Source organism: Paraburkholderia sp. GAS82, from assembly GCF_050436285.1.
GTDB lineage: Bacteria > Pseudomonadota > Gammaproteobacteria > Burkholderiales > Burkholderiaceae > Paraburkholderia > Paraburkholderia phenazinium_B.
Genome location: NZ_JBNDLX010000015.1, coordinates 169,292 through 179,200, shown reverse-complemented (window position 1 = coordinate 179,200; position 9,909 = coordinate 169,292). Strand labels below are relative to the sequence as shown.

Here is a 9,909-nt window from a genome sequence, read left to right as displayed (position 1 = left end):
GACCGTGAAACGACTCCACGCCGATGATAGTGCGGATTACCCGTGTGAAAGTAGGTAATCGTCAGGCTCCCTAGCAGAACCAGAAACCCCACCCCCCAAAGGTGGGGTTTCTGCGTTTACGGAAACGGTTATAAGTGAGGGCTTTGGGGTTCTGGGCGGTCAGGCGGCACTTGACATTGTAGTGCTCTTCCCCCATAATCATCAGTTCTCTGCGGAGGGGTGCCCGAGTGGCTAAAGGGGGCAGACTGTAAATCTGTTGGCTTACGCCTACGTTGGTTCGAATCCAACCTCCTCCACCAGAATGCACGCTGAAGTCGTGATTGGGAATCGAAGAGATCCTTGCGGGTGTAGCTCAATGGTAGAGCAGAAGCCTTCCAAGCTTACGACGAGGGTTCGATTCCCTTCACCCGCTCCAGTAACGAAGATGTAGCGCCCATGTGGCTCAGTGGTAGAGCACTCCCTTGGTAAGGGAGAGGTCGGCAGTTCGATCCTGCCCATGGGCACCAGAAGTACTCAGTGATTGTTTGCGCGCGGCGCAACGTACGGATAATCCTCTTAGGAGTCGAAAATGGCCAAGGGTAAGTTTGAGCGGACCAAGCCGCACGTGAACGTCGGCACGATCGGTCACGTTGACCACGGCAAGACCACGCTGACGGCAGCGATCACGACGGTGCTGACCGCGAAGTTCGGCGGGGAAGCGAAGGCGTATGACCAGATCGACGCGGCGCCGGAAGAAAAGGCGCGCGGCATCACGATCAACACGGCACACGTCGAGTACGAAACGGCGAACCGCCACTACGCACACGTTGACTGCCCGGGCCACGCTGACTATGTGAAGAACATGATCACGGGCGCCGCGCAGATGGACGGCGCAATCCTGGTGTGCTCGGCCGCTGACGGCCCGATGCCGCAAACGCGTGAGCACATCCTGCTGGCACGTCAGGTTGGCGTTCCGTACATCATCGTGTTCCTGAACAAGTGCGACATGGTGGACGACGCTGAGCTGCTGGAGCTCGTCGAGATGGAAGTTCGCGAACTTCTGTCGAAGTACGACTTCCCGGGCGACGACACGCCGATCATCAAGGGTTCGGCCAAGCTGGCGCTGGAAGGCGACAAGGGCGAGCTGGGCGAAGTGGCGATCATGAACCTGGCCGACGCGCTGGATACGTACATCCCGACGCGGCAGCGCGCAGTGGACGGCGCATTCCTGATGCCGGTGGAAGACGTGTTCTCGATCTCGGGTCGTGGCACGGTGGTGACGGGTCGGGTTGAGCGCGGTGTGGTGAAGGTCGGCGAAGAAATCGAGATCGTGGGTATCAAGCCGACGGTGAAGACGACGTGCACGGGCGTGGAAATGTTCCGCAAGCTGCTCGACCAGGGTCAGGCGGGCGACAACGTGGGTATCCTGCTGCGCGGCACGAAGCGTGAAGACGTGGAGCGTGGCCAGGTGCTGGCCAAGCCGGGTTCGATCAACCCGCACACGCACTTCACGGCCGAAGTGTACGTGCTGAGCAAGGACGAAGGCGGTCGTCACACGCCGTTCTTCAACAACTACCGTCCGCAGTTCTACTTCCGTACGACGGACGTGACGGGCTCGATCGAGCTGCCGAAGGACAAGGAAATGGTGATGCCGGGCGACAACGTGTCGATCACGGTGAAGCTGATCAACCCGATCGCGATGGAAGAAGGTCTGCGCTTCGCCATCCGTGAAGGTGGCCGTACCGTCGGCGCAGGTGTCGTTGCCAAGATTCTCGAGTAAGCCAGCCAGTACTCGTGGATTAGAAGTTTCGGGGTTGGCGGTGTCGTCAACCCCAAAATGGTTTAGGGGTATAGCTCAACTGGCAGAGCGTCGGTCTCCAAAACCGAAGGTTGGGGGTTCGATTCCCTCTGCCCCTGCCAACTCTCGCGCCGTATGTGGCGCTCGTTAAGGTGTTATGGCGAATCCTTCCGTCGAAACTGTAAATACTTCCGGCGACAAGCTGATGGTCGCTGCGGGCGTATTGTTGGTCTTGGCCGGGTTCGTGGGGTTCTTCTGGCTCGGTAGCCAGGAATGGTACGTCCGCGGAGCTGCCTTGGCTGTTGGCGTCATCGCGGGTGTTGCAGTCGGACTTCTCTCCGCGCCCGGTAAGGGTTTCATCGCATTCGCCAAGGACTCGTACAAAGAAGTCCGCAAGGTTGTTTGGCCGACTCGTAAAGAGGCAACGCAAACAACTCTCGTGGTGTTCGCTTTTGTGTTCATCATGGCGGTGTTTCTGTGGATTTGCGATAAGTCCATAGAATGGGCGATTTTCTCGGCGATTCTGGGTTGGAAATGATATGAGCGATACTCCGGCATCCCCGAGTGGAAAACGTTGGTACGTCGTGCACGCCTACTCCGGTATGGAGAAGAGCGTGCAACGTGCGCTTCAGGAGCGCATCGAACGTGCTGGCATGCAAGACCAGTTTGGCCAGATTCTCGTGCCTACTGAAGAAGTAGTAGAGGTCAAAGGCGGTCACAAGTCAGTGACCGAGCGTCGTTTCTTCCCGGGCTATGTGCTTGTGGAAATGGAAATGACTGACGAGACGTGGCACCTCGTGAAGAACACGGCAAAGGTGACCGGTTTCGTGGGCGGTGCGCGCAATCGTCCTAGCCCGATTTCCCCGCGGGAAGTCGAGAAGATCATGTCGCAGATGCAGGAAGGCGTCGAGAAGCCGCGTCCGAAGACTCTGTTCGAGGTCGGTGAGATGGTTCGCGTCAAGGACGGCCCGTTCACGGATTTCAACGGCAGCGTCGAGGAAGTGAACTACGAGAAGTCGCGAGTCCGCGTGTCTGTCACCATTTTCGGCCGCGCAACACCGGTCGAGCTGGAATTTGGTCAGGTCGAAAAGTTGTAATGAAGATTCCGCGGAGCGCGCCTAACGGCGCGTTCCGTATTTCGCGCTTACGGTCCGCGTAATGGCCGTTGAGGAGCGTCAGTAGCCGGTTTCGGCGAACGCGCGCTACTACTCACCTGAACGCCCGCATGTAGCAGCGCGGCGTTCCAACGAGGTTTTCAACATGGCAAAGAAAATCATCGGCTTTATCAAACTGCAGATTCCTGCAGGTAAAGCCAATCCGTCGCCGCCGGTCGGTCCGGCACTGGGTCAGCGTGGCCTGAACATTATGGAGTTCTGCAAGGCGTTCAACGCGCAGACTCAGGCAATGGAACCGGGTCTGCCGATTCCTGTCGTGATCACTGCGTTCGCGGACAAGAGCTTCACGTTCGTTCTGAAGACGCCGCCGGCTACGGTTCTGATCAAGAAGGCAGCGAAGATCGACAAGGGTTCGGCAAAGCCGCACACCGACAAGGTCGGCAAGATCACGCGCGCACAAGCTGAAGACATCGCCAAGGCCAAGATGCCCGATCTGACGGCAGCTGACCTGGACGCAGCGGTCCGTACGATCGCTGGCAGCGCGCGCTCGATGGGCATCACCGTGGAGGGCGTGTAAATGGCTAAGCTTTCGAAGCGTCTGCAAGCATTTGCAAACAAGGTTGATCGCCAGAAGCTGTACGCGATCGACGAAGCGCTGTCGCTCGTGAAAGAGTGCGCAAGCGCGAAATTCGACGAATCGATCGACGTTGCTGTGCAACTCGGCATCGATGCGAAGAAGTCGGATCAAGTGGTTCGTGGCTCGGTCGTACTGCCTGCCGGTACCGGCAAGTCGGTTCGCGTCGCTGTGTTCGCTCAAGGCGAAAAGGCTGAGCAAGCTCGTGCAGCCGGCGCGGAAATCGTTGGTATGGAAGACCTGGCTGAACAGGTCAAGGCCGGCAAGCTGGACTTCGACATCGTGATCGCTTCGCCGGACACGATGCGCGTTGTCGGTACGCTTGGTCAAATCCTTGGCCCGCGCGGCCTGATGCCGAACCCGAAGGTCGGTACCGTGACGCCGGACGTCGCGACGGCTGTGAAGAACGCCAAGGCAGGTCAGGTGCAATTCCGCGTCGACAAGGCCGGTATCATCCACGCCACCATTGGTCGCGCTTCGTTTGAGCCGACGGCTCTGCGCACCAACCTGGCTGCTCTCGTCGAAGCGCTGCAAAAGGCGAAGCCGGCAACGAGCAAGGGTGTGTACCTGCGTAAGGTCGCGTTGTCGAGCACGATGGGTGTTGGCGTTCGCGTCGACCAGACATCGCTCGCAGCACAGTAAGAAAATTCATCGCCTTGATGTGAGTCGAGGCGGTTCTAAGGGCTTTGGGCGGTCGCAAGATGGCAGTCCGCATCGAACGACCGGTTGTCAAAGACCGTTGGCGGGAAAGCAGCAGGTAGGCCGACCCTTAATGTAAAGCCAACGCAGATGGCGAACCCGAAAAGGTTTTGTGGTGATGAAACCGCGGGTTGTCCGCAGCAATGCGAACAGCGCGTGGTCGAAATACTCCTGACTGGTCGGACGCCGTTGTTGAACGCGATGCACAAGGCGCACGCTGCGTGTATCGAATCTGGAGGTTAACCGTGCCACTCAATAAAGAAAGCAAGCAGGCCGTCGTCGCTGAGGTTGCCGCGCAAGTCGCGAAAGCCCAGACCGTCGTTCTTGCTGAGTATCGTGGAATCGCGGTTGGCGATCTGACCAAGCTGCGCGCGAAAGCGCGCGAGCAACAGGTGTACCTCCGCGTGTTGAAGAACACGCTGGCGCGTCGCGCTGTCGAAGGTACCCCGTTTGCTTCGCTGGCAGAGCAGATGACTGGCCCCCTGATCTACGGCATCTCGGAAGATGCAATTGCTGCTGCCAAGGTCGTCAACGACTTCGGCAAGAGCAATGACAAGTTGATCATCAAGGCTGGTTCCTACGAAGGCAAGGTGATGGACAAGGCTGGCGTGCAAGCGCTGGCAAACATCCCGAGCCGCGAAGAACTGCTCTCCAAGCTGTTGTACGTTATGCAGGCACCTGTTTCTGGCTTCGCGCGCGCTCTGGCCGCGCTGGCAGAAAAGAAACAAGGCGAAGAAACCGCTGCTTAACGCACTTCAGTCGAGCGTAATTGATCGCTGGCTGTATCCGAATTCAATTTAGGAGTATTTCAAATGGCAATCGCAAAAGAAGACATCCTCGAAGCAGTAAGCTCGATGTCGGTTCTGGAACTGAACGAGCTGGTTAAGGCGTTCGAAGAAAAGTTTGGCGTGTCGGCAGCTGCTGTTGCAGTGGCAGGCCCGGCAGGCGGCGGCGCTGCAGCTGCTGCTGAAGAGCAAACCGAATTCACGGTCAACCTGACGGAAGTCGGCGCGAACAAGGTTTCGGTCATTAAGGCTGTTCGTGAACTGACGGGTCTCGGCCTGAAGGAAGCGAAGGACCTGGTCGACGGCGCACCGAAGCCTGTTAAGGAAGCGGTACCCAAGGCTGCTGCTGAAGAAGCCAAGAAGAAGCTGGAAGAAGCCGGCGCGAAAGCTGAAATCAAGTAACTTTCGGCGCGCTGTGCGAAGGCTGGCGGTTTTCCACCGCCGGCCTTTTTGTGCTTTGTGGGCGCTACGTTTTTGCCGGGTTGTTTCGGTAAGAACGTAGTCCTAGAAGCCAAAGAAAATCGCCTTTCGGCAGCATTGACCGGCGTTTTTCTTTGTCTTCTGAAGCGACTGCAGAAGGCAAGTTTGGTCGGGTAGCGGGCAACATAGGCATCCGCTGCCGTCAGCCAGCGGTTGGTAGCGGCCAACCACCAAGCTTCTAGGCTCGTTCAAGCCATCGGACGGCCATCGGGTCTCAGTCGGTGAACACTCGGGTTGTCTCATCAAGGTATCCTGCCTCGACAACAATGCCCGCCGTGATTCGGAGATCGTATGCAATATTCCTTCACCGAGAAGAAGCGCATTCGCAAGAGTTTCGCGAAGCGCCCCATCGTTCACCAAGTACCTTTCCTGCTGGCTACCCAGCTTGAATCATTCAGCACGTTTCTGCAAGCCGACACGTCTTCGACGCAACGTAAGCCGGAAGGCCTGCAAGCGGCGTTTACGTCCGTTTTCCCCATTGTTTCTCACAACGGCTTCGCCCGTCTAGAGTTCGTCAGCTACATGCTGTCGCCGCCGGCATTCAACATCAAGGAATGTCAGCAACGCGGTTTGACGTACTGCTCAGCGCTGCGCGCGAAAGTGCGCCTGGTGCTGCTCGACAAGGAATCGCCGAGCAAGCCGGTCGTCAAGGAAGTGAAGGAACAGGAAGTGTATATGGGCGAAATTCCGCTCATGACGCCGACTGGTTCGTTCGTCATCAACGGCACGGAACGCGTGATCGTTTCGCAGCTGCACCGCTCGCCTGGCGTGTTCTTCGAACACGACAAGGGCAAGACGCATAGCTCGGGCAAGCTGCTGTTCTCGGCACGTATCATTCCTTACCGTGGTTCGTGGCTCGACTTCGAATTCGACCCGAAGGACGTGCTGTATTTCCGCGTCGACCGCCGCCGTAAGATGCCGGTCACGATTCTGCTCAAGGCCATTGGCCTGACGCCGGAACAGATCCTCGCTAACTTCTTCGTGTTCGACAATTTCACGCTGATGCCGGAAGGCGCGCAGATGGAATTCGTGCCGGAGCGTCTGCGTGGTGAAGTCGCGCGCTTTGACATTTCGGACCGTGACGGCAACGTGATCGTCCAGAAGGACAAGCGGATCAACGCCAAGCACATTCGCGACCTCGAAAACGCGAAGACGAAGTTCATCTCGGTGCCGGAAGACTATCTGCTCGGCCGTACGCTGGCGAAGAACGTCGTTGACGGCGACACCGGTGAAGTCATCGCCAACGCGAACGACGAAATCACGGAAACCGTCCTCGAAAAGCTGCGCGAAGCGAAGATCAAGGACATCCAGACGCTCTACACGAACGATCTGGATCAAGGTCCGTACATCTCCTCGACGCTGCGTATCGACGAAACCGCCGACAAGATGGCCGCTCGCATCGCGATCTACCGCATGATGCGTCCGGGCGAACCGCCGACCGAAGAAGCGGTCGAGGCGCTGTTCAACCGTCTGTTCTACAGCGAAGACGCATACGACCTGTCCAAGGTGGGTCGTATGAAGTTCAACCGCCGTGTCGGTCGCGACGAAATCGTCGGCCCGATGACGCTGCAAGACGACGACATCCTCGCCACGATCAAGATCCTGGTCGAGCTGCGTAACGGCAAGGGCGAAGTGGACGACATCGACCACTTGGGCAATCGTCGTGTGCGTTGCGTCGGCGAACTGGCGGAGAACCAGTTCCGCGCCGGTCTCGTGCGTGTGGAACGTGCGGTGAAGGAACGTCTGGGTCAGGCTGAAAGCGAAAACCTGATGCCGCACGACCTGATCAACTCGAAGCCGATTTCGTCGGCGATTCGCGAGTTCTTCGGTTCGTCGCAGCTGTCGCAGTTTATGGACCAGACCAACCCGCTGTCGGAAATCACCCACAAGCGCCGTGTTTCGGCTCTTGGCCCGGGCGGTTTGACTCGTGAGCGCGCTGGCTTTGAAGTCCGCGACGTGCACCCGACCCACTATGGCCGTGTGTGCCCGATTGAAACGCCGGAAGGTCCGAACATCGGCCTGATCAACTCGCTCGCTCTGTATGCGCACCTGAACGAATACGGCTTCCTCGAAACGCCGTATCGCAAGGTTGTGGACAGCAAGGTGACGGATCAGATCGACTATCTGTCGGCGATCGAAGAAGGCCGTTACGTGATCGCTCAGGCGAACGCGGCTGTGGCTGCTGACGGCTCGCTGACCGACGAACTGGTGTCGTCGCGTGAAGCAGGCGAAACGCTGATGGTTACGCCGGACCGCATCCAGTACATGGACGTGGCGCCGTCGCAGATCGTTTCGGTCGCAGCTTCGCTGATTCCGTTCCTCGAGCACGATGACGCGAACCGCGCATTGATGGGTTCGAACATGCAACGTCAGGCTGTGCCGTGTCTGCGTCCTGAAAAGGCCGTGGTCGGTACGGGTATCGAGCGTACGGTGGCAGTTGACTCGGGTACGACGGTTCAGGCATTCCGCGGTGGCGTGGTGGATTACGTCGACGCAGGCCGTATGGTGATCCGCGTGAACGACGACGAAGCCGCTGCGGGCGACGTCGGCGTGGACATCTACAACCTGATCAAGTACACGCGTTCGAACCAGAACACGAACATCAACCAGCGTCCGATCGTGAAGGTCGGCGACATCGTGTCGCGTGGCGACGTGCTGGCTGACGGTGCATCGACCGATCTCGGCGAACTGGCTCTCGGCCAGAACATGCTGGTCGCGTTCATGCCGTGGAACGGCTACAACTTCGAAGACTCGATCTTGATCTCGGAGAAGGTGGTTGCTGACGACCGCTACACCTCGATCCACATCGAAGAACTGAACGTCGTTGCTCGCGATACGAAGCTCGGACCGGAAGAAATCACGCGCGACATCTCGAACCTGGCTGAAGTGCAACTCGGCCGTCTCGATGAGTCGGGCATCGTCTACATCGGCGCTGAAGTCGAAGCAGGCGACGTGCTGGTCGGTAAGGTAACGCCGAAGGGTGAAACCCAGCTGACGCCGGAAGAAAAGCTGCTGCGCGCGATCTTCGGTGAAAAGGCTTCGGACGTGAAGGATACGTCGCTGCGCGTGCCGTCTGGCATGAGCGGCACGGTCATCGACGTGCAAGTGTTCACGCGTGAAGGCATCCAGCGCGACAAGCGTGCCCAGCAGATCATCGACGATGAACTGAAGCGCTATCGCCTCGACCTGAACGACCAGTTGCGTATCGTGGAAGGCGACGCGTTCCAGCGTCTCGCACGTATGCTGGACGGCAAGGTTGCCAACGGTGGCCCGAAGAAGCTCGCGAAGGGTACGAAGATCGACCAGGCTTATCTGCAAGATCTGGATCACTACCACTGGTTCGACATCCGCCTCGCGGACGAAGAAGCAGCGGCGCAGCTCGAAGCCATCAAGGACTCGATCGAACAGAAGCGTCACCAGTTCGACCTGGCGTTCGAAGAAAAGCGTAAGAAGCTCACCCAAGGCGATGAACTGCCGCCGGGCGTGCTGAAGATGGTCAAGGTGTATCTGGCTGTGAAGCGTCGCCTGCAGCCTGGCGACAAGATGGCCGGCCGTCACGGTAACAAGGGTGTGGTGTCGAAGATCGTTCCGATCGAAGACATGCCGTATATGGCCGATGGCCGTCCGGCTGACGTCGTGCTGAATCCGCTCGGCGTGCCGTCGCGGATGAACGTGGGCCAGGTTCTCGAAGTGCATCTGGGTTGGGCCGCGAAGGGTCTCGGCTGGCGTATCGGCGAAATGCTGCAGCGTCAGGCGAAGATCGAAGAACTGCGCGCATTCCTGACCAAGATCTACAACGAGTCGGGCCGCGCTGAAGAGCTGGACAGCTTCACGGACGACGAAATCGTCGAACTGGCGAAGAACTTGCGCGAAGGCGTTCCGTTTGCCACGCCGGTGTTCGACGGTGCGACGGAAGAAGAAATGTCGCGCGCGCTGGATCTGGCCTTCCCGGACGACATCGCGAAGAACCTCGGCATGACGCCGTCGAAGAACCAGGTCCGCCTGTACGACGGTCGCACGGGCGAGATGTTTGAGCGTACGGTCACGGTCGGCTACATGCACTACCTGAAACTGCACCACTTGGTCGACGACAAGATGCACGCGCGTTCCACGGGCCCGTACTCGCTCGTGACGCAGCAGCCGTTGGGCGGTAAGGCGCAGTTTGGTGGCCAGCGTTTCGGTGAAATGGAAGTGTGGGCGCTCGAAGCGTACGGCGCATCGTACGTGCTGCAGGAAATGCTGACGGTGAAGTCGGACGACGTGACTGGCCGGACCAAGGTCTATGAGAACCTGGTCAAGGGCGATCACGTGATCGATGCAGGCATGCCGGAATCCTTCAACGTGTTGGTGAAGGAAATCCGCTCGCTCGGTATCGATATCGACCTCGACCGCAACTAATCGGACTACGGAGAGAAGGCA

The 9,909-nt window shown here is 58.5% G+C and carries 8 protein-coding genes and 4 tRNA genes; all 12 read left to right on the top strand.

Annotated elements, in window-relative coordinates; translation table 11 throughout:
- The first annotated feature begins 213 nt into the window (after positions 1–213).
- Positions 214–299: transfer RNA gene (locus P3T17_RS35080), tRNA-Tyr, on the top strand.
- Positions 300–341: 42 nt separating this feature from the next.
- Positions 342–415 (top strand) — tRNA-Gly (locus P3T17_RS35075).
- Between the two features lie 16 nt (positions 416–431).
- Positions 432–506, top strand: a tRNA-Thr gene (locus tag P3T17_RS35070).
- Positions 507–568: 62 nt separating this feature from the next.
- Positions 569–1,759, top strand: a complete 1,191-nt coding sequence (gene tuf / locus P3T17_RS35065; protein WP_429411487.1) for an elongation factor Tu — start codon at positions 569–571, stop codon at positions 1,757–1,759.
- Between the two features lie 64 nt (positions 1,760–1,823).
- Positions 1,824–1,899 (top strand) — tRNA-Trp (locus tag P3T17_RS35060).
- Positions 1,900–1,934: 35 nt separating this feature from the next.
- Positions 1,935–2,315, top strand: coding sequence for a preprotein translocase subunit SecE (secE, locus tag P3T17_RS35055; protein ID WP_074262716.1), 381 nt, complete (start codon positions 1,935–1,937; stop codon positions 2,313–2,315).
- Position 2,316: 1 nt separating this feature from the next.
- Positions 2,317–2,874, top strand: a complete 558-nt coding sequence (gene nusG, locus P3T17_RS35050; protein ID WP_007180147.1) for a transcription termination/antitermination protein NusG — start codon at positions 2,317–2,319, stop codon at positions 2,872–2,874.
- Between the two features lie 163 nt (positions 2,875–3,037).
- Entirely contained in the window at positions 3,038–3,469 is a 432-nt protein-coding gene (gene rplK / locus P3T17_RS35045; protein ID WP_074262715.1) for a 50S ribosomal protein L11, read from the top strand.
- Positions 3,470–4,168, top strand: coding sequence for a 50S ribosomal protein L1 (rplA, locus tag P3T17_RS35040; RefSeq protein ID WP_074262714.1), 699 nt, complete (start codon positions 3,470–3,472; stop codon positions 4,166–4,168).
- 302 nt (positions 4,169–4,470) lie between these two features.
- Complete coding sequence (gene rplJ / locus P3T17_RS35035; RefSeq protein ID WP_074262713.1) at positions 4,471–4,974, top strand: 50S ribosomal protein L10; 504 nt, start codon at positions 4,471–4,473, stop codon at positions 4,972–4,974.
- Positions 4,975–5,037: 63 nt separating this feature from the next.
- A complete protein-coding gene (gene rplL, locus P3T17_RS35030; protein WP_062129471.1) occupies positions 5,038–5,412 on the top strand; it encodes a 50S ribosomal protein L7/L12 in 375 nt (124 codons plus the stop codon).
- A gap of 369 nt (positions 5,413–5,781) precedes the next feature.
- Positions 5,782–9,888, top strand: coding sequence for a DNA-directed RNA polymerase subunit beta (gene rpoB / locus P3T17_RS35025; protein WP_074262712.1), 4,107 nt, complete (start codon positions 5,782–5,784; stop codon positions 9,886–9,888).
- The last annotated feature ends 21 nt before the right edge of the window (positions 9,889–9,909 follow it).

What these genes read in the sequence shown, in the direction of transcription:
- rpoB (WP_074262712.1), top strand. Translation starts at nt 5,782, where the DNA reads ATGCAATATTCCTTCACCGAGAAGAAGCGCATTCGCAAGAGTTTCGCG.
- tuf (WP_429411487.1), top strand. Translation starts at nt 569, where the DNA reads ATGGCCAAGGGTAAGTTTGAGCGGACCAAGCCGCACGTGAACGTCGGC.
- rplA (WP_074262714.1), top strand. Translation starts at nt 3,470, where the DNA reads ATGGCTAAGCTTTCGAAGCGTCTGCAAGCATTTGCAAACAAGGTTGAT.
- rplL (WP_062129471.1), top strand. Translation starts at nt 5,038, where the DNA reads ATGGCAATCGCAAAAGAAGACATCCTCGAAGCAGTAAGCTCGATGTCG.
- secE (WP_074262716.1), top strand. Translation starts at nt 1,935, where the DNA reads ATGGCGAATCCTTCCGTCGAAACTGTAAATACTTCCGGCGACAAGCTG.
- rplK (WP_074262715.1), top strand. Translation starts at nt 3,038, where the DNA reads ATGGCAAAGAAAATCATCGGCTTTATCAAACTGCAGATTCCTGCAGGT.
- nusG (WP_007180147.1), top strand. Translation starts at nt 2,317, where the DNA reads ATGAGCGATACTCCGGCATCCCCGAGTGGAAAACGTTGGTACGTCGTG.